This is a genomic window from Paraburkholderia caffeinitolerans, from assembly GCF_902859945.1.
Taxonomy (GTDB): domain Bacteria; phylum Pseudomonadota; class Gammaproteobacteria; order Burkholderiales; family Burkholderiaceae; genus Paraburkholderia; species Paraburkholderia caffeinitolerans.
In genome coordinates this window covers 132,788-152,591 of the sequence record NZ_CADIKL010000003.1, presented here as the reverse complement: position 1 = coordinate 152,591, position 19,804 = coordinate 132,788, and the positions used below count along the sequence as shown (strand labels likewise).

At 64.9% G+C, this 19,804-nt stretch carries 17 protein-coding genes and 2 tRNA genes; 5 read left to right on the top strand and 14 right to left on the bottom strand.

Annotation, left to right across the window (positions count from 1 at the left end):
- Positions 1 to 32 precede the first annotated feature (32 nt).
- On the top strand, positions 33 to 692 hold the full coding sequence (locus HV773_RS03715; RefSeq protein WP_129562192.1) for an amino acid ABC transporter permease: 660 nt from the start codon (positions 33 to 35) through the stop codon (positions 690 to 692).
- Positions 693 to 727: 35 nt separating this feature from the next.
- Here the strand turns inward: HV773_RS03715 and HV773_RS03710 are convergent, their stop codons facing one another.
- From HV773_RS03710 to HV773_RS03700, 3 genes are all read right to left on the bottom strand, one after another.
- Positions 728 to 1,741, bottom strand: coding sequence for a Gfo/Idh/MocA family protein (locus HV773_RS03710; protein WP_129562193.1), 1,014 nt, complete (start codon positions 1,739 to 1,741; stop codon positions 728 to 730).
- A gap of 186 nt (positions 1,742 to 1,927) precedes the next feature.
- On the bottom strand, positions 1,928 to 2,647 hold the full coding sequence (locus HV773_RS03705; RefSeq protein WP_129562194.1) for a FadR/GntR family transcriptional regulator: 720 nt from the start codon (positions 2,645 to 2,647) through the stop codon (positions 1,928 to 1,930).
- 286 nt (positions 2,648 to 2,933) lie between these two features.
- Complete coding sequence (locus HV773_RS03700; protein ID WP_129562195.1) at positions 2,934 to 4,547, bottom strand: mannose-1-phosphate guanylyltransferase/mannose-6-phosphate isomerase; 1,614 nt, start codon at positions 4,545 to 4,547, stop codon at positions 2,934 to 2,936.
- A gap of 732 nt (positions 4,548 to 5,279) precedes the next feature.
- Between HV773_RS03700 and HV773_RS03695 the strand changes: the two genes are divergently transcribed.
- Positions 5,280 to 6,014, top strand: a complete 735-nt coding sequence (locus tag HV773_RS03695) for a Crp/Fnr family transcriptional regulator (protein WP_129562196.1) — start codon at positions 5,280 to 5,282, stop codon at positions 6,012 to 6,014.
- A 188-nt stretch (positions 6,015 to 6,202) separates the two neighbouring features.
- On the opposite strand, the gene rpiA is transcribed toward HV773_RS03695, so the two are convergent.
- From rpiA to rnr, 4 genes are all read right to left on the bottom strand, one after another.
- Entirely contained in the window at positions 6,203 to 6,895 is a 693-nt protein-coding gene (rpiA, locus tag HV773_RS03690) for a ribose-5-phosphate isomerase RpiA (RefSeq protein ID WP_129562197.1), read from the bottom strand.
- Positions 6,896 to 7,024: 129 nt separating this feature from the next.
- A complete protein-coding gene (locus HV773_RS03685; RefSeq protein WP_129562198.1) occupies positions 7,025 to 7,942 on the bottom strand; it encodes an N-acetylmuramoyl-L-alanine amidase in 918 nt (305 codons plus the stop codon).
- Positions 7,943 to 7,954: 12 nt separating this feature from the next.
- Positions 7,955 to 8,698 carry a 23S rRNA (guanosine(2251)-2'-O)-methyltransferase RlmB gene (rlmB, locus tag HV773_RS03680; protein WP_129562199.1) on the bottom strand — a complete coding sequence of 248 codons (744 nt, stop codon included), beginning with the start codon at positions 8,696 to 8,698 and terminating at the stop codon, positions 7,955 to 7,957.
- Between the two features lie 272 nt (positions 8,699 to 8,970).
- Positions 8,971 to 11,532, bottom strand: coding sequence for a ribonuclease R (gene rnr, locus HV773_RS03675; protein ID WP_174220054.1), 2,562 nt, complete (start codon positions 11,530 to 11,532; stop codon positions 8,971 to 8,973).
- A 235-nt stretch (positions 11,533 to 11,767) separates the two neighbouring features.
- Here rnr and HV773_RS03670 point away from each other — a divergent pair.
- Together HV773_RS03670 and HV773_RS03665 are read left to right on the top strand one after the other, a co-directional pair.
- A tRNA-Leu gene (locus HV773_RS03670) sits at positions 11,768 to 11,854 on the top strand.
- A gap of 200 nt (positions 11,855 to 12,054) precedes the next feature.
- Positions 12,055 to 12,141, top strand: a tRNA-Leu gene (locus HV773_RS03665).
- A 92-nt stretch (positions 12,142 to 12,233) separates the two neighbouring features.
- Here the strand turns inward: HV773_RS03665 and HV773_RS03660 are convergent.
- Entirely contained in the window at positions 12,234 to 12,554 is a 321-nt protein-coding gene (locus HV773_RS03660; RefSeq protein ID WP_175194207.1) for a hypothetical protein, read from the bottom strand.
- Between the two features lie 146 nt (positions 12,555 to 12,700).
- Here HV773_RS03660 and HV773_RS03655 point away from each other — a divergent pair, with 146 nt between their 5' ends.
- Positions 12,701 to 13,030: a hypothetical protein gene (locus tag HV773_RS03655; RefSeq protein ID WP_129562202.1), complete on the top strand. Its 330-nt coding sequence runs from the start codon at positions 12,701 to 12,703 to the stop codon at positions 13,028 to 13,030.
- On the opposite strand, the gene oxlT is transcribed toward HV773_RS03655, so the two are convergent.
- The 6 genes from oxlT to frc form a co-directional block, all read right to left on the bottom strand.
- A complete protein-coding gene (gene oxlT, locus HV773_RS03650; RefSeq protein ID WP_227875295.1) occupies positions 13,031 to 14,356 on the bottom strand; it encodes an oxalate/formate MFS antiporter in 1,326 nt (441 codons plus the stop codon).
- Between the two features lie 87 nt (positions 14,357 to 14,443).
- The gene (locus tag HV773_RS03645) at positions 14,444 to 15,838 is read right to left on the bottom strand and encodes an NAD(P)(+) transhydrogenase (Re/Si-specific) subunit beta (RefSeq protein ID WP_129562203.1); all 1,395 of its coding nucleotides are present in this window, start codon (positions 15,836 to 15,838) and stop codon (positions 14,444 to 14,446) included.
- Between the two features lie 13 nt (positions 15,839 to 15,851).
- Complete coding sequence (locus HV773_RS03640) at positions 15,852 to 17,426, bottom strand: Re/Si-specific NAD(P)(+) transhydrogenase subunit alpha (RefSeq protein ID WP_129562204.1); 1,575 nt, start codon at positions 17,424 to 17,426, stop codon at positions 15,852 to 15,854.
- Between the two features lie 246 nt (positions 17,427 to 17,672).
- Positions 17,673 to 17,933 (bottom strand): hypothetical protein, encoded by a 261-nt coding sequence (locus HV773_RS03635; RefSeq protein WP_129562205.1) that lies wholly within the window; start codon positions 17,931 to 17,933, stop codon positions 17,673 to 17,675.
- A 72-nt stretch (positions 17,934 to 18,005) separates the two neighbouring features.
- Entirely contained in the window at positions 18,006 to 18,440 is a 435-nt protein-coding gene (locus tag HV773_RS03630; protein WP_129562206.1) for a PAS domain-containing protein, read from the bottom strand.
- A 100-nt stretch (positions 18,441 to 18,540) separates the two neighbouring features.
- A complete protein-coding gene (gene frc, locus HV773_RS03625; RefSeq protein ID WP_129562207.1) occupies positions 18,541 to 19,791 on the bottom strand; it encodes a formyl-CoA transferase in 1,251 nt (416 codons plus the stop codon).
- Positions 19,792 to 19,804 lie beyond the last annotated feature (13 nt).

Here is a 19,804-nt window from a genome sequence, read left to right as displayed (position 1 = left end):
GCCTCGCGAGCGCTTCCCATCCCCGTCCTCCCATGCCCATCTCCACGCTCATCATCCAGTCGCTGCCGGTGCTCGCGCAGGGCGCGGTACTGACGGTCAAGTTCGCAGTCCTGTCGATGATCTTCGGGCTCGTCGGCGGTGCGGTGCTCGCGCTCATGGGCATCAGCTCGAACCGTTCGCTCGTGTTCATCGCGCGCGTGTACGTGAGCCTCATGCGCGGCACGCCGCTGCTCGTGCAGATCTTCGTGATTTACTACGGATTGCCGAGCATCGGCATCTCGCTCGACCCCACGCCCGCCGGCGTGATCGCGCTCTCCGCGAACGTTGCGGCCTATCTCTCCGAGAGCATGCGCGGCGCGATTCTCGGCATCCACAGCGGCCAGTGGCTCGCGGCCTATAGCCTGGGGCTCTCGCGGCGCCAGACGCTGCGCTACGTGATCGCGCCGCAGGCGCTGCGCATTGCGGTGCCGAGCCTCTCGAACAGCCTCATCAGCCTCATCAAGGACACGTCGCTCGTTTCGGTCATCACCGTGACCGAACTGCTGCGCAGCGCCCAGGAGATCATCGCTTCGACGTATCAGCCGCTGCCGCTCTATCTCGCGGCCGCCGCCGTCTACTGGGTGCTCTGCCAAGTGCTCGAGTGGATCCAGCACTGGTATGAAAAACGCCTCGCGCTGCCCGCGCGGCATTGAGTGTCACTGAGGGGGCACTGAGGGGACACTGAGCGTCACTCGCAGTCGAAGCGCAAGCCGAGCGCCGCGCGAGCGGCATCGGCCATCGCGATCATGCGCCTCGAGGTCTCGTGCGGCATGACCGGGCTCTCCAGCACGCCGGCGCGCAGCAACTCGCAAAAGTGCGCGGTCTCGTAGTTCAGGCCGCCGCCTTCGAAGGGCTCGTCGAACTCGACCGTGCGGCCGTCGACATAGCGAATCGTCGCGCGCGCCGGGTTCCACCAGTTCGCATGAATCGTTACGTTGCCGAGCGGCCCCGCCAGCAGCGCATCGCCAAAACCGTGCAGGTCGAGCCCGCAGAAGAGTTGCGCGATGCCGTTTTCATGCTGGCAATTGAGGCTTGCAAACGTATCCACGCCCGTGGCGCCCAGACGCCCGAAGGTCTGCACCTCGCGCGGCGCGCCGAGCCAGTCGACCGCCAGAAACATCTCGTACACACCGATGTCGAGTAGCGCGCCGCCCGCGTGCTCGAACGAAAACGACGGATGGTCGGCGGGAACGTTGGCAACCGAGCAGCCCGCGCGCACGAGGCCCACGGGGCCGATGGGATCGGCCTGCAAATGCGCGCGCAAGGCGCGATATAGCGGATAGAACGGCGGCTTCATCGCCTCCATGAAGAGACGTTGCGCGCGCCGCGCGGCGTCCAGCACGCGCTCGAGTTGCGCGCCATTCACCGTCGCGGGCTTTTCGCAAAGCACGTGCAGGCCGGCCTCCAGCGCCGCGACCGCATAGTGCGCGTGGCTGTCCTGCAGCGTCGCGATATAGACGGCGTCGACGCCGCTCGCGAGCAGCGCCTCGAAACTCGCGCACGCAGTGGCGCCGAACTCCTGCGCAAGCGCCTCGGCCGGCGCCGCGCGGCGCGACCACACCGCGCCCACGCGGGCGCCTTGCACGTGCGCCACGCCCTGCGCGAAACGGCGCGCGATGCGTCCGGCGCCCACGATGCCCCAGGTTATCGTGGCCGATGTGCTTGCGTTGCTGGTTGCGCTGCTGTGCCTTGAATCGCCCATGCCTTGCCTCGTATCGCCGATTGTGTCGATTGCGTGATCCTGCACGCCGCGCACCGGACACCGGCCGCAGCGAAGCAAAAATACGCACGATACGGGCTTGCGCGCGCGCAGGCAACCGCGCAGTGAATCGCGCAATTATTCACGCAGTCGAACGCTCATCAGACGCTCAGGCAACGCACGAAAGCGTTAGCGCGGCTCGACAACCTCGGGCGAAAGCGCGCTGTGAAGTTCGTCGGCGGTGAGTTCGATCATGGCCATCGCGGCCGCGCGCGCGTCCTCGGGCGCACGTCGCTCGATCGCGTCGACCACGCTGCCGTGCGCGTTGACCACGTTGATCCAACCGTCCTCGCGCTGGCTCAGGATGGGACCCACGAGCGTGAGCGCGCCGCGAATGATAGCCGCCATCTGCTGATAGAACTGATTGCCGCTCGCGGCAAGAATGCGCGTGTGCAGGAGCGTATCGGCAGATTCGCAACCCGCTTCGCCGGGACTCGTCTGGCGCAGCGTCTCGTAGGCCTCGCGAATGCCGGTGAGATCCGCCGTGCTCGCGCGCTCGGCTGCCAGCGCACACGCGGCGGGCTCGATCAGCGCGCGAAACTCGATCACGTCGCGCAGAAAATTCTTGTCCGGCTTCGCGCGAAAACGCCAGCTCACTACGTCTTCGTCGATCATGCGCCAGTCGCGCATGGGCCGGATGCGCGTGCCGATCTTGGGCCGCACGTCGAGCATGTGGCGCGCGAGCAGCATGGACAGCGCTTCGCGCATGACCGTGCGGCTCACGTCGAATTCCTTGGACAGGACATCCTGCGGCGGCAGAATCGCGCCGTAACGTTCTTCGACGATGCCCGAAATCAGGCCATCCATGACCTTGCTCACCAGTGAGCGTTCCTTATTCCCCAGTTCCATGACCCCTCCCCCGATGCCGCGTAAGCGCGCCTGTTTGACGGTTGCTGCGTGGGCCCTAGTGCTTCGTCGAACTTAGTCATACGTTGCCATGCAAATTGCATGACCCGCCAGCCAGGATATCTCCTGACGCAAGGATCGCGCGGCAAACGCCCTGTCCGTACCCGCTTTTCCGAGTTCTCCCGAGTTGGTCCCGAGTTTCTCCCGATAGGCCCTTTGGTTTCCCGATTTTTGTGATTTACCGCTTTTTCGATGTCAATTCGTAAGCAGTCTGTATGGATTCTCCTGCCTACTTTCTTGGCCCTGCGAGCGCGTCTTCGTGTTCTCCCGCACGCCCGTACTGATCGTCGAAACGCACGATGTCGTCTTCGCCGAGATAACCACCCGACTGCACCTCGATGATCTCAAGCGGCGTCTTGCCAGGATTTTCGAGCCGGTGCTTCACGCCGAGCGGAATGTAGGTGGACTCGTTCTCCGAGATCAGGAACACTTCGTCGCCGCGCGTCACGCGCGCCGTGCCGCGCACGACCACCCAGTGCTCGGCGCGGTGATGATGCATCTGCAACGAGAGCCGCCCGCCTGGCTTCACGACGATGCGCTTGACCTGGAAGCGCTCCCCGCGGTCGACCGAGTCATAGCAGCCCCACGGCCGTTCGACGCGGCGGTGATGCTGCGCCTCCTCGCCGCGTTGTGCCTTGAGCTTGCCGACGATCGCCTTCACGCTCTGCACCCGATCCTTGGCCGCGACGAGCACCGCATCGGCGGTTTCCACCACTACCACGCCGTGCACGCCCACGCAGGCAACAAGCCGGCCATCGGAGTGCGCGAAACTCTCGGTCGAGTCTTCGAACAGCACCCGCCCGCGCGCGACATTGCCGCTCGCGTCCTTGTCGGAGACCTGCCAGACGGCGTCCCACGCGCCAACATCGGACCAGCCCGCCACGAGTGGCACGACCACGCCCGCCAGAAGCGCATCGGCGCCCACGGACTCCATCACCGCGTAGTCGATCGAATCGGAAGGACACGCGGCCAGCGCCGCCGCATCCAGATGAATCGCGCCGTCCGCATCGACGTTCGCGCGCTCGAAGGCCTGCGCACACTGCGTCGCGATGGCGGGCCGGCAGCGCGCGATGGCCGCGAGCCACACCGAAGCGCGCACCACGAAAATACCGCTGTTCCACCAGTAATCGCCGGAAGCGACGTAACGCGCGGCAACCTCGGCATCGGGCTTTTCGACGAAACGTTCGATGGTGCGCGCACCGCTCGCGCCAAGCGTCGGGCCGGCGCCGATGTAGCCGTAGCCCGTCTCCGCGCGTTGCGGCGGCACGCCGAGCGTGACGATCGCTCCACGCGCCGCGTAGGTCACGGCGTCTTCCAGCGCGGCGGCAAACGCGGCCCGATCGGCGATCAGGTGATCCGCGGGCATGGCGACCAGGATCGGATCGCTATCGTTTTGCGGCGCTTTTGCCGGCGCATTTACTGATGCGGTTTCCGCCGCTGTTTCGACTGTTGCCTGCGCCGCGCATGCGGCGAGCGCAGCCACTGTAAGCGCCGGCGCGGTGTTGCGCGCGACCGGCTCGAACACGACGCGCGCCGCCATGCCGCTGCGGCCGAGCCGGTCGGCGGTCATGTGGCGCAGTTCCTCGCTGCTCACGACGAGCGGCGCGGCCTTGCGCACCGACGCGCCACCGCGCGCATACACACCATCGAGGCGGCGCACGGTGGCCTCGAGCAGCGACTCGCCATCGAGCAGGTCGATCAGCTGCTTGGGGCAATGTTCGCGCGAAAGCGGCCATAACCGCGTTCCCGAACCGCCGGCCAGCACGACGGGCTGGACGACGAGTGCGACTTCGGGTTCATTGGCCGCGGCAATCAAGCCGGCCTGCGTAACGACCTGGTTCATGCAGGAAGCTCCCCGTTCGGATATCTGGTCCCGGACAGGCGCGGCATCGTGTGCTGACTCGCGCCCCCTGGGCATTCGGACTCCATTGGAGCAAAGCGCAGCGAGCGACTCTGTACGCATACCCACACTGATCGCACGAGTGGCGTGCCGTCGAGCAACGAGAGATTTGCGCACGCACGTGCTGAGCAAGTACGGCCAGGCATCCATGTTTCAGGAGCGAACATCTCCGTGCAGATTGCCTGCGGCGCAACACAACTGAATCAAATTCGAACGGTTCCGCGTGCGTTACGCGCGGACGGCCGCAGTCCTCGATCACGCGTGTTTCAGCATGGAGTCATTTTTGAACATGCGCCCTTGAACACCAAATAAACCAATAAATTCAATTACTTGCCAAGTTACATCTAGTTACAAAATGCTCCGGCGGCACCCGGGCCTGCCCTAAGCGTCGTACAGATTTGAAACAAAAACGGCGAATTGCTTAGGTGCGTTCGCACCGTTACACCCGCAAAGCCCCGCGCACACGAGGTTTGTGTCGTTCTGGCACACACCCTGCTTAGTGGGATACGCCACACAGCGTGACGCATACAGCCGATATAGCGCACGCATTCGGGACTATGGGGCCGGCACGACGAACCAATAGCCGCTACGGGAAGCGGCAAACAAAAAACGGTTCGACGACCGGAACGAAAAGACAAGAGGCGGTGAAGGCCGCTTCGCACGAGGACCAAAATCATGTTGACCCTTCAATCGGATCTGCACGGCAACCATTTGCTCGGAGCACTGCCGTCACACGAGTGGCAAGCACTCGCACCGCATCTCGAACTCGTCCATCTGCGCACCGAACAACTGCTCTGCGACTCCGGCCAGCGCATTCATCACGTCTATTTTCCGACCACGGCCATCATCTCCATGCTCTCGACGATGGAAGACGGCAGCTCCGTGGAGATCGCCGCGGTAGGCCGCGAAGGCATGACCGGCGTGCCCGTGCTCACGGGCGGCGAAACCATGCCCAATCGCGTGCAGGTGCAATGCACGGGCTTCGCTTATCGCATGAGTGCGCAAAGCCTGCGCCAGCAGTTCGCGCGCTCGGACTTTCTGCGCCGCCTCATGCTGCTCTACATGCACGCCCTGCTCACGCAAGTGGCGCAGACCGCGGCCTGCAACCGCCATCATTCGCTCAGCAAGCAGCTGTGCCGCTGGCTCCTGATCGAAGTGGACCGTGTGGCGTCGAACGACTTGACGGTCACGCAGCAGCTCATCGCGGACATGCTTGGCGTGCGCCGCGAGGGCATCACCGAAGCGGCCGGCAAGCTGCACGACGAAGGCCTGATCCACCACAGCCGCGGCCGCATCCGCGTGCTCGACCGCAAGGGCCTCGAAGCCCGCGCCTGCGAGTGCTACGGCCTCGTGCGCCGCGAATTCGACCGCTTGCTGCCGCGCCTTCATCAAGCGGAAACGGTGGAATGAGCGAATCCTTGGCCGTCACGACGAGACAGCATCGCTTTCTCGTCATGACGGCTCGGGTCGCGAAGCCTGCCCGCATGGCCACATCATCAGGATCCCTGAACGATTTGCGGGCACCTGCAAAAGGGACTTGCTCACTTGACGGCGCGCGCACCGCATAACAGTGCTCGCGCCGCCGCTCGTGCAGGCTATCAGCCCTTGTAATCGATGCGTTCGACGCCCGACTCGCCGCCGAGCAGGCACAGGTCGGCGCCGCGTGCCGCGAACAGGCCCACGGTCACCACGCCGGGCCATGCGTTGACTTGCGCCTCGAGCGCGCGCGGGTCGCTGATGCTCAGGCCCTTCACGTCGAGAATCTCATTGCCGTTGTCGGTGATATAGGGCGTGCCGTCCTTCTGCACGCGCAGCACCGGCACGCCGCCCAGCGCCGTCACGCGGCGGCCGATGGCCGTGCGCGCCATCGGCACGACTTCGATGGGCAGCGGGAACTGGCCGAGCACGTTCACGCGCTTGCTGGCGTCGGCGATGCACACGAACACCTCCGACACCGACGCAACGATCTTCTCGCGCGTGAGCGCCCCGCCGCCGCCCTTGATCATCGCGCCCGATGCGTCGATCTCGTCGGCGCCGTCCACATAGACAGGCAGCGATTCGATCTCGTTCAGGTCGAAGATCTTGAAGCCGTGCGCTTCGAGGCGCGCCGTCGTCGCAACCGAGCTCGATACGGCGCCGCGATAGCGGCCTTTGCTGGCGGCCAGCGCGTCGATGAAACAATTCGCAGTCGAGCCGGTGCCGACGCCAATCACGGCGCCTTCCGGCACATGCGCGTTGACATAGTCTGCGGCGGCCTGGCCGACCAGTTTCTTGAGTTCGTCTTGAGTCATGATGGGGAGCTGCCCGAGGAGGGAAAAACGCGGAAAACGCATAGTTTACCGGAGTTGCGTGTCACCGCTGCCGCGACTATGCAAGCTGCGCACCGATGCACGATGTCTCGCGCACCTCGCGCAACGCATTCAAGGCGCCGTTTCGTTCGCGCCTGCCGGCGCGGGCGTCGTCCGGTCGACATATTTGTCGAGCAGCGCCTGCGCAATCGCATCGGTTTCGGCGTCGGGCGTGCCCGAGTAGTCGCGTGGCCGAAAGTGCATCTGGAAGGCTGCGAACACGCGTCGCGTGCGCGCGTCGAGCACGCCATCGGTCGGGACCTCGTAGCCATAGCGCGCAAGCTTCGTTTGCAGGCCGAGCACGTCGGCCGGCGCGTCGGGAGCCCGACCCGCGAGGTCGGCCTTCACGGTCGCGTCGTCGGGCCATGCGCCCACGCCGGCCTCGTAAAGCTGTTTCCACGGGAACAGCGGCCCCGGGTCGATCTTGCGCTGAGGCGCGATGTCGCTATGGCCCACCACGCGCGTGGGCGCAATACCGTAACGCGTGACGATGTCCTTCGAGAGCGCGATGATCGCCGCGACCTGATCGGGGGGCCAAGGCGCCCACTCGCGCGGCAGAGATCCTTCCTGCGTAGCTTGTGATGTTGCCTGTAGGTTGTCGAGCGGTCCCGGATTGACGTTTTCGATGCCGATCGAAGCCGCGTTGAGCTCGGTCGTGCCCTGCCACTCGCTCACGCCCGCGTGCCAGGCGCGTTGCGCTTCGGGCACGAGTTGCAATACGACGGGCTTGCCGTCGCGCATCGGCGGATGCACCGGAACGAGGTAATGGGCGCTCACGTTCTCGCGCGTCAACTCTTCGAGCGCGGTGGGTTCATCGCCCTGCGTGTAGTGCTCCACGAGAAAGCGGATGCGCGAGTCGGTGCTGCGCGCGTGATATTGCGTGTCGGCAACGTAGCCGCCGCGATCGACCATCGTGGCGGGCGCGCACGCGGCAAGCGCCAGCGCCGCGAACGCCACTACGCCGAGCCTCGACTTGCGCAGGATCGACATGCGCGGGACGCGTCAGCGCGCGACCGAACGTTGACGCACCGCCTCGAACAGGCACACGCCCGAGGCCACCGAAACGTTCAGGCTCTCGACCGTGCCCGCCATCGGAATCTGCATGACCTCGTCGCAGGTTTCGCGCGTGAGGCGGCGCATGCCCTCGCCTTCGGCGCCCATCACGAGCGCGACGGGGCCGTCGAGCTTCGTCTGGTACAAGCTCGCGCTCGCCTCGCCCGCTGTGCCGACCACCCAAACGCCCGCGTCCTTCAGTTCGCGCAGCGCGCGCGCGAGGTTCGTGACGGTGATGTACGGAACCGTATCGGCCGCGCCGCTCGCGACCTTCGCGGCGGTGGCGTTCAGGCCCACGGCGCGATCGCGCGGCGCGATCACGGCGTGCGCGCCGGCCGCATCGGCCACGCGCAGACATGCGCCGAGGTTGTGCGGATCGGTCACGCCGTCGAGCACGAGCAGCAGCGGCGAGCCCTGGATGCCGTCGAGCAGCTCGGCCAGGTTCTGCGCGAGCGGCAGGTCGTGCACGCGCGCGACCACGCCTTGATGGCGCTCCGTGCGCGCGAGGCCCCACAAGCGCGTCTCGTCCGCGGCGATGATGCGCACACCCGCTTCCTTCGCTGCGTGCAGGAAATCCTGCATGCGGCGATCGCGCCGCGTCGTGTCGTAATAGACATCCTCGACCGTGGACGCGTCGTGCCGCAAGCGCGCGGTCACCGCATGAAACCCGTAAAGAACCTTGAAACGTGACATGACTGGATACAACCTCTGATGAGCGGTTCGCAGCGCACGTGGCCTGCGGCCTTGTGCGTTGAGTCTCGTGTTTTGAGCCTCGCGCCGCGAACGAGTGTGATTCTGCCGGCCGACGCGCGGTCCGGGTACGCCCTGCCCGCGTCGCTGGCCATTTCGATGGCCACCGAGGCGACAAGCCCGGCGTGTCTATTAAACGTGCATGCGCCGCGCGGCATTCGCGGCGCGGCGCATGGTTGCTACCCACGTTGCGCGCTCTCGCGCGCAACGTGGCTTCAGCGCTTCTTGCGCGATACCGGATTCTTGGCCGCCGATTTCGACGCTGCGCGCTTCTTCGCGGTCTTCGCCGCGCTGCGCGCCGCGCGCGCTTCCTTCACGGCCGCGCTCTGCGCCGGCGCGGCCTTCTTGCGCCGAGCGTCTCCGGCCTGGCCGCCTTGCCCCCCCTGGCCCTGCTGCATCGAACGCACGCGCGGACCACCACCCTCTTGCGGCCCACCACGTTCCTGCTGGCCTTGCCCGCCGCGATTCAGAGCGGGTTTGACCGGCGTATCGCGCACGAGGCGGAAATCGATCTTGCGCGCATCGAGATCGACGCGGCTCACCTGCACGCGCACGCGGTCCGAAAGACGATAGCGGATGCCGGTACGCTCGCCGCGCAACTCGTTCTTGATCTCGTCGTACTGGAAATAGTCCGAGCCGAGTTCCGTCACATGCACAAGGCCTTCGATGAACAGCGAATCGAGCTGCACGAAAATGCCGAACGACGTCACGCCGCTCACCATGCCGCCATATTCCTCGCCAAGCTTGTCGCGCATGAAATAGCACTTGAGCCAGGCTTCGACGTCGCGCGAGGCTTCATCGGCGCGGCGCTCGTTGGCCGAGCAGTGCAGGCCAAGTTCTTCCCAGATTGCCGTATTCGCGCCGCGTGCGCGCTTGCCGCGCTTCGCCTCGTCCTCTGCCTGCATCGCGCGGGCGCGCGGCGAGAGGGCCGTGTTGAGCTCGACGCCTTCGGGCGCCGCCGGCTGATACTTCTTGCCCTGCAGGATCGCGTAGATCGAGCGGTGCGTGAGCAGGTCGGGATAGCGGCGAATCGGGCTCGTGAAGTGAGCGTAGGCCTCGTAAGCAAGGCCGAAGTGGCCGATGTTGTCCGGGCTGTAGACGGCCTGCTGCATCGAACGGAGCAGCATCGTTTGCAGCATCTGCGCATCGGGCCGGTCGCGGATGTGCGCCATCAGCGCCGCGTAATCGCTCGCGTGAGGCGTGTCGCCGCCGCCCAGCGAAAGACCCATGCCGCGCAGGAAGGTGCGCAGGTTCTCGAGCTTTTCCGCGCTCGGCCCCGCGTGCACCCGGTACAGGCCCGGATGCTTGTTGCGCTTCATGAAGTCCGCCGCGCAGACGTTGGCCGCGAGCATGCACTCTTCGATCAGCTTGTGCGCATCGTTGCGCTGGCGCGGCACGATCTGCTCGATCTTGCCCTGCGCATTGCAGACGATATATGTCTCGGTCGTATCGAAGTCGATCGCGCCGCGTTTCTGGCGCGCCGCGAACAGCGACTTGTAGACGCCATAGAGGTTCTGCAGATGCGGCATCAGCGTCGCACGCCGCGTCGCCTCCGGCCCCTTGGTGTTCTTGAGCACCGCGGCGACCTCGGTATACGTGAGGCGCGCAGCCGAATGCATCACACCTGGGTAGAACTGATACGCCTTGATCTCGCCGCGCGCGGTGATGACCATGTCGCACACGAGCACGCAGCGGTCCACGTGCGGATTGAGCGAGCACAGCCCGTTCGAGAGCTTCTCGGGCAGCATCGGAATCACGCGGCGCGGGAAGTACACCGAGGTGCTGCGCTCGATGGCGTCCACATCGAGCCCGCCGCCCGGCTGCACATAGTGCGAGACGTCCGCGATGGCCACGAGCAGACGGAAGCCGTCACCGCGCCCGACCTTCATCGGTTCGCAGTAAACAGCGTCGTCGAAGTCGCGCGCATCTTCGCCGTCGATGGTGACGAGCGGCACGTCGCGCAGATCGACGCGATAGCGGATATCGGTCGGACGCACGGCGTCGGGCAGCTTCGCGGCCTCGTCGAGCGCGGGCTGACTGAACTCGTGCGGCACACCGTACTTGCGCACGGCGATCTCGATCTCCATGCCGGGATCGTCGATGTCGCCGAGCACCTCCAGCACGCGGCCGAGCGGCTGCGAGTGGCGGCTCGGGAAGTCGGTGAGCTCGACCACCACCACTTGCCCGACCTTGGCCTTCTTCGCGTTCTGCGTGACGAGGATGTCGTGGCCGATGCGCTTGTCTTCGGGCGCGACGATGAGCGCGCCGTTTTCGTTCAAGAGCCGCCCGATCACGCTGCGGTTCGCGCGGTCCGTGACCTCGACGATATGCCCTTCCGGACGCCCGCGGCGGTCGTACCCGACGATGCGCGCGAGCACGCGGTCGTTGTGCATGACCTTCTGCATCTCGCCTTGCGGCAGAAACAGATCGTCCTGGCCGTCGTCGCGCACGAGGAAGCCGTAGCCGTCACGATGGCCCTGGACGCGGCCCGCGACAAAGTTGGAAGGATGCGCAAGCTGATAATGGCCGCGCGAGTCGAGCCGGATCTGCCCGTCGCGCTCCATCGCAGCGAGCCGCCTGAAAAACCCTTCACGCTCCTGGCGCTTGATGGCGAGAGCCTCGGCGATATCGTTCGCGGTACAGGGCGATTCGCTGGTCCGCAGCACGCCGAGAATCTCTTCGCGGCTGGGAATCGGATAGGGATATTTGCTCAAGGGCTTGTCGATGGTTGTTCTCGTGGCGTGGACAACGGATAGTGCGCGGACACGGGAAATCATGCCGCGCCCGGTCTTGCTGCGAGGCATTCTAACACCCGAGCCGCGCCCAGCAATTCAGCGTGGAAGCTTGCGGATGCCCGCTGCACGCGCCTCACGCGCCGGACTCACGACCAACGCCAGGAGTGCACTTTTTTCTCAAACTTCCTCAAAAGGGCCTTGACAGGTCCTACAGACGCGCTAGAATCTCGTTCTCTGCTGCACAACAAGCGCAGCAGCAAGTAGTAAGCGACACCTTGCCCAGGTGGCGGAATTGGTAGACGCACCAGGTTCAGGTCCTGGCGGTGGCAACACTGTGGAGGTTCGAGTCCTCTCTTGGGCACCAAGATTCAAAAAAGCCGGCTTTATGCCGGCTTTTTTCGTTTCCGCGCAGCACGATCCGCAGCTCAATATGAGCACACTGCGCCGAATGTTTCGCGGCTTCCCGCACGCGGATACAGATCTTTCGCGATGTGAAGATTTTTTGAAAACATTGATTGACAGCGCTCGCAAACACGCTATAATCGCTGTCTAGCTTGAAGACGTGCCCAGGTGGCGGAATTGGTAGACGCACCAGGTTCAGGTCCTGGCGGTGGCAACACTGTGGAGGTTCGAGTCCTCTCCTGGGCACCACGCTTCTTCAAGTAACGGTTTCATCAAAAAGCCCGCAAATTGCGGGCTTTTTTGTTTTCTTCAGATCCACCAGTCACTCAATTTGGCCGTAATCACGACCGGATCGGCACCACCGCGTGCTTGCCATGAAACTCGCTGATTTGGCGGGTTGAAGTGCAGGCCGTAGTTCGCGACCAGAGGACTTCTTTTCTTGTCATACCCCCCACACGGTGCCCGATCTCTGCTGCGGAAGTGGGTGCCACGCCAAGACTGCGATTCCTGAAATGATCGACCGCCAGATAGGTGCGCTGCGGGTCGTCCATTCCATAGATGATGAAAGGTTGACCCTGTGTTCGCTTGAGGTAGTGCGCGGGATCCGGAGCGCCGAGCAAAATGGCGTTGATCTCGTCGACCATGATTGAAGTCACCTTCATCTCTGCTCCCCGCCGATTGAAGACTGAACGGACGTGCGTTACTCCAAAAGCATCTCGTTATGTTTAGTGGTATACATTGAAATCGAACCAACGGCGCCTGAACCGCATCGTCGGCACGAGTTCAAGCCATGAAACATGGAGCAGAAATGGAAATCGTCGTTATCGCCGCGATCATTGCCGTGGGCTTCGGCGCCGCGGCGACGTGGTTGATTGCGACCCGATTGCCGGCCGAGTGGATCGAGCGCGGCCAGACCGAGGGACGCTACGCGGCGCTATCCACAGCGGACGACACCAACGAAGCGCCCGACCCGCACCGCGTGCAGGCACGCACTGATTCCCGGCGGGTGCGCCGTGCGCGCGTACGTGCGTTGCCAGCGGCAGCGCTCATGCGAAGGTTGCGCACGCACCCGGACGGCGGCGCGCAGGCGTGCGGAGCACCCTATTCCGATAGCACGAGCCGCCCGCCCCGTTATTAACTACTCGCCCGCGCCCAGCGGATTGCGAACGAACGCCCTGTCAACATGCCCAGCGGGCTTGGCAGACTGGAAAATCCAGCGCCGCCGCATCGGCTGCAACACCACCTTCGCGCACACCCCCGCCATCATTGCGATACAGGCCGCGAATTCGAACACCGTGTTCCAGCCGCCGTGCACTGCGAGCAGCGTGGCAACCGGCACCAGCAGCGCAGCGGTCCCCTTCGCCGTATAAAGCGTGCCAGCATTGCCCGCCGCGTAGCGCGCGCCAAAGGTGTCGGCGCAGGTGGCCGGGAAGTTCGAGAAGATGTCGCCGTAAAACAGGAACACGAGCCCCGAAAACAGGATGAAGAGATACGGGTCGTGGCCGAAGTAGCGCAGGCCGAGTAACGCGAGCCCTTCGCCGAGGAAGGTGATGAACATCGTGTTCTCACGGCCGATCCGGTCCGAAATAAGCCCGCACAGCGGCCGCGTGAATCCATTGCACAGATTGTTGACCGACAGCGTCATCGTCAAAAGCGGCAGCGTCATGCTCATGAACGTCACCGGCATCGAGGCGAAACCGTACGACTTGGCAATCGGCCCGATCTGAGCGGTAGCGATGATGCCGCCCGTGGCGACGCACACGAACATCGCGTACATCACCCAGAACAGCGGCGCGCGGATCATCTGCCGCGTCGTGTAGTCGGTCTTCGTAGCCACCACGCGCTGCACGCCGGCCGCATGCGCGGGCGGCTTCGGGCGCACCATCACGAGCGCGAGCGCCATGATGCACACGCCTTGCAGCAAACCGAAAAAGACGAAGGCCGTTTCGTAACCCGAATGCTGGATCATGCGCGCAATCGGAATGACCGTGAGCGCCGCGCCCGCGCCAAAGCCCGCCGCCGTCATACCCGCGGCGAGCCCGCGCCGGTCCGGAAACCATTTGAGCGCCGTGCCCACGCACGTGCCGTACACGCATCCCGCGCCGATGCCCGAAATCACCGCCGCCAGGTAAAGCACCGGCAATACCGGCGCCCACGCGTCGAGCACCCATCCAAGCGCCACGCAGCATGCGCCGCCCATCACGACCGGACGCGGCCCAAAGCGGTCCACGAGCCAGCCTTCCACGGGAACGAGCCACGTCTCTGTCACGATGAACAGCGAGAACGCGAGCTGAATGGCAGCCTGTCCCCAATGGTGCTTCGAATCCATCGGCACTACAAACAATGTCCATGCATACTGCAGATTGGCGACTAGCCCCATACAGGCGACACCGGCCACGAGCTGCACCCAGCGGTTGTGCCGCCGCGCCGTATAAGGGGCGTCGATGCGATCGGTTTGTGCCACGTTTGTCTCTCCGTCGTACGGTGATCCGCCAGTCCCGGCGGTCTTGCGCGCGGCCGGGGTCTCGCCGTGCCGCGCGCTACTGCTTCGTCAAGCCGTTTCTAGTTGTCTGAGCAGAGCATCGACACTACCCTTTGCGTCGCCAAACAGCATTCGGGTGTTCTCCTTATAGAAGAGCGGATTGTCGACGCCCGCGTAGCCCGTCGCCATGCTGCGCTTGGAAACCACCACGGTGCGCGCCTTCCACACCTCGAGCACCGGCATGCCGGCGATCGGGCTGCCCGCATCCTCCTGCGCGCCCGGATTCACGATATCGTTCGCGCCGATCACGAGCACGACGTCGGTGTTCGTGAAGTCCTCGTTGATTTCGTCCATTTCGAGCACGATGTCGTACGGCACCTTCGCCTCGGCGAGCAGCACGTTCATATGGCCCGGCAAACGCCCGGCAACCGGATGGATGCCGAAGCGCACGCGCACGCCCTGCGCACGCAGCCTGCGGGTGATTTCGCTGATTGTGCTCTGCGCCTGGGCGACCGCCATGCCATAACCGGGCACGATCACGACCTCGGAGGCGTCGCGCAGCAACGCACCCACCTCGTCGACCGAAGTCGCCACCACTTCTCCCTGCGGCGCGGCGCTCGACGTGCTGGCCACGGCGCCAAAGCCGCCGAGAATCACCGAGACGAAACTGCGGTTCATGGCGCGGCACATAATGTAGCTGAGGATCGCGCCGCTCGAGCCCACCAGCGCACCGGTCGTCACCAGCAGGTCGTTATCGAGCATGAAGCCGGTTGCCGCGGCCGCCCAGCCCGAATAGCTGTTGAGCATGGACACCACCACCGGCATGTCCGCGCCGCCGATCGCCATCACGAGATGCACGCCCAGCACCGCCGCAATCGCGCACATCGCGCCGAGCGCGGCGAGCGCATACGGGCCATCCGGTGCGCCCACGAAAACATAACCGAGCGCGATGCACACCGCGAGCGCCACCGCGTTCATCAGATGCCGGCCGGGCAGCACGAGCGGCTTGCCGCCCACCGTGCCCTGCAACTTGAGGAACGCTACGATCGAACCGCTGAACGTCACGGTGCCGATGAACGCGCCGATATAGATCTCCGTGTCGTGAATCCCTCGCTCGACGGCGCTCATGGCGGCGGCGGGCGAAAGAAAGCTCGCGACGGCGATGAGCGTTGCCGCAAGGCCGACGAAGCTGTGCAGCACGGCCACGAGTTGCGGCATTTGCGTCATTTCCACGCGCCGTGCCAGCACGGCGCCGATGCCGCCGCCCACCAGCGCCGCGCCAAGCGCGACTTCGAGCCCCGCCCCGCCCGTGACGAGCAGGGTGGCGAGCACGGCGATCGCCATCCCGCAGATGCCGAAGAGATTGCCGCGCCGGGCGCTAGCCGGATGACTCAGCCCGCGCAGGCTGAGGATGAAGAGCGTGGCCGAGCCGAGCCACGCCATATTGCCGATTCCACCAAGCATGACTTCAGTCTCCTTAGGTCCGTTGGAACATCTTGAGCATGCGCTGGGTCACGAGGAACCCGCCTGCAATATTGATTGTCGCCACCACGAGCGCGACGCCCGCGAGCACCTTCACGACCGTGCTCGTTTCCGCACCGCCGGGATTCAGCAGCGCACCGATCACGATGATCCCGCTAATGGCGTTGGTCACGCTCATGAGCGGCGTGTGCAACGAAGGCGTTACATTCCAGACCACCTGATAGCCCACGAAGACGGCCAGCACGAACACCGTGAAGTGCGCCACGAACGCAGGCGGCGCGACGGCGCCGAGCGCGAGCAGCAACACTGCGGCCACTGCCAGTGTGACGAGCGGCCATGCACTGCGGCCACGCGTTGCGGCAGCGTCCGGGCCTGCGCCATGTGCGGAAGTCGCTGGCTGCACGGTCTTCGCCGGTGCGGCCGGAGCCACCGCCGCCGTCGGCACCGGCGGCGCGGGCCAGCAGAGCTTGCCCTGCTCCATGACCGTGGTGCCCCGCTGCACGACATCTTCCATGTCGATCTTTAGTTCGCCATCCTTACCAGGCGTGAGATCGGTCAGCAGATGGCGCAGGTTCGTCGCATAGAGCTGGCTCGACTGATTCGCCATGCGGCTCGGCAGATCGGTATAGCCGATCACCGTCACGCCGTGCGCATGCACCACTTCGCCCGCGCGCGTGAGTTCGCAGTTGCCGCCCTGCTCCGCCGCCATGTCGACGATCACGCTGCCCGCGCGCATGCACGCGACCATCTCTTCGTCGATCAGGCGCGGCGCGGGCTTGCCCGGGATCAGCGCGGTCGTGACGATGATGTCCACCTCGCTCGCCTGGGCCTTGAACAGCGCCATCTCGGCTTCGATGAACTTCGCGCTCATCACCTTCGCGTAGCCGCCACCGCCGCCGCCTTCTTCCTCCACGTCCACGCTCAGGAATTCGGCGCCCATGCTCTCGATCTGCTGCCCGACTTCGGGCCGCGTATCGAATGCGCGCACAATGGCCCCCAGTCCGCGCGCCGCGCCGATGGCCGCTAGACCGGCCACGCCCGCGCCGATCACGAGCACCTTGGCGGGCGGCATCTTGCCCGCCGCCGTGATCTGCCCGGTGAAGATGCGTCCGAAATGTTGCGCGGCTTCGATCACCGCGCGATAGCCCGCCATGTTCGCCATCGAGCTCAACGCATCGAGCTTTTGCGCGCGCGAGATGCGCGGCACGCAGTCCATCGCGAGCACCGTTGCATTGCGCGTGGCGAGCACGTCGAGCAGCGCGCCGTTCTGCGCGGGCCAGATGAAGCTGACGAGCGTCGCGCCGGTCTTCAGGCACTGCGCCTCTTCGATCGACGGCGGACGCACCTTGAACACGATGTCGGCGTGCGCCCAGAGTTCGGCCGCGTTTTCGACGATGCACGCGCCCGCCTTGCGATACGCTTCGTCGCTGTACGACGCGCGCTCGCCCGCACCGGCTTCGATCTCGATCTCGTAGCCGAGCTTGATTAGTTGTGCGACGCTTTCAGGTGTCGCCGCTACGCGCCGTTCGTCTTCGAATGCTTCGCGGGGCACCGCAATGGTCATTGCCATGTCGAACCTCCGCGCGTGGATGAAGCGCTATTGCTGGCGCGAGGAATCGGCGGGGCGCAAAGGCCCCTGGCGCGCCGATGGCGTGGCCATGTCGTCATGAAACGTCTCCTGTGTCGGCCGGAGTAAGCGCTTCAGCACTTACTCCGGTCCCATGCAAAGCCCAGATGTTGAAATTGTTCGTGTGCGACGAGTCTTGCGCGTCGCGCCCTGCGCCGCGCATTGTCTCGTTGCGTGTCGCCGGAACCGCTAGCGCGGCGGGTTGACGGTCCCTAGATCGCCGAGTACGACGAGCGCTGCCTCGCGGGCGCCCGCTATGGCGGCAGCCTCGCTGGCGAAAACAGTCTCGTCGGCCACGCGCTGCTCGGGGAACACGGCGGCGCGCGCTGCGTGCTCGTCGTCCTCGTCCTGCTGGCCGTGGATGGCGGCAAACGCCGCCCATCCGCCGTTGTGTATGAATTGACGGGCCGAGAGTTCGACCTCGTAATGTCCGAGTCTTTCTGTATGCATCGAAGCGCTCCGTGCGGACCTGGATAGGGGAATCAGGCGATCTCAGGCCAGCCCGCAGGCTGGCTCATTGGCTCACGACTGTTGGGCCTGGGCTTCGAGCTCGTTGATGCGCTTGCGCAGATTGCGCTCTTCCTGAAAACGTGCGGTCTCGTCGCGAATCACGGCCACGATGCCCGTGATCTCGCCTTGCTGCCCATGCAGCAGCGCAACGGTAAATGCGATGGACAGTGCACGCCCGTCCTTGTCGACGGCGGGCACGCGCAGCACGTCGTTGCCGTAACGCGTCTGCCCCGACGCCATCGTCTTGTGATAGCCGTCCCAGTGACGGCCGCGCAGCCGCTCGGGAATGATCAGGTCGAGCGTCTTGCCCATTGCCTCGTCGCGCGTAAAGCCAAACATGCGCGTAGCGGCGGGATTCCAGTACGTGATGTCGCCGGCGGCGTCCGAGATAACGATGGCGTCGCCGATAGCGTCGGCAAGCTGGGCGAAATCGATGGCGGTTGACATGGTATGGGCTATGAAGGGAAAGGATTGAATCGCCGGAGCGCGGCGCGCGCGACCCTCATGCGCGCACCGCGCTCCGCTGGCCTGCGGAGCGTCCCGTACCTCAGACCGCGCGCGCCTCATGCAGCGCCGCGATCTGCTGCGGCGTGTAGCCAAGGTTGGCGAGCACTTCGTCGGTATGCTCGCCGAGCAGCGGCGAACCCGTGATTTCCGGCTTCAGATCCGAGAACTTGATCGGGCTGCCCACGGTGAGATACGTGCCGCGTTCCTTGTGCGGGACTTCGACGATGGTACCGCTCTCGCGCAGCGACGGGTCATTGGCGATTTCCTTCATGCTGAGCACCGGCGCGCACGGGATGTCGAACTTGCGCAGAATATCGACGGCCTCGAACTTGGTCTTGTCGGCAAGCCACTCCTCGATCACCGCGAAAATGTCGAAGATATGCGGCTGGCGCGCCTGGGCCGTCTTGTAGTCCGGATCGTCGATCCACTCGGGCTTGCCGATTGCGCGGCAGATCGGCTCCCACGCATGGCCCTGCACCGTGAAGTAGATATACGCGTTCGGATCGGTTTCCCAGCCCTTGCACTTGAGCACCCAGCCCGGCTGGCCGCCGCCGCCCGCGTTGCCGCCACGGGGCACCACGTCGCTGAAGGTGCCGTGCGGGTACTGCGGATACTCTTCCAGATAGCCCACGCGATCGAGACGCTGCTGGTCGCGCAGCTTCACGCGGCACAGGTTAATCACGCTGTCCTGCATCGAGACGGCCACTTTCTGGCCCTTGCCGGTCTTGTCGCGGCCGATCAGCGCCGTAAGAATGCCGATGGCCAGGTGCATGCCCGTGTTGCTGTCGCCGAGCGCTGCCGCGCTGACCGTGGGCGGGCCGTCCCAGAAGCCCGTGGTCGAGGCCGCGCCGCCCGCGCACTGTGCAACGTTCTCATAGACCTTGAGGTCGTCATAGTGGTGGCCTTCGCTGAAACCCTTCACCGAAGCGACGATCATCTTCGGGTTGAGCTCCTTGATGCGCTCCCACGTGAAGCCCATGCGATCGAGCGCGCCGGGGCCGAAGTTCTCCACCATCACGTCCGACTCGCGAATCAGTTTCTCGAGCACTTCCTTGCCTTCCGGCTTCTTGGTGTCGAGCGTGAGCGAACGCTTGTTGCTGTTGAGCATCGTGAAGTACAGCGCGTCCGCTTCGGGAATGTCGCGCAACTGCGAGCGCGTCACGTCACCGGCGCCCGGGCGCTCCACCTTGATCACGTCCGCACCGAACCACGCGAGCATTTGCGTGCATGCGGGGCCTGCCTGTACGTGCGTGAAGTCGATGATCTTGATGCCGTCGAGGGGTTTGCTCATGTTCTGGCTCCTG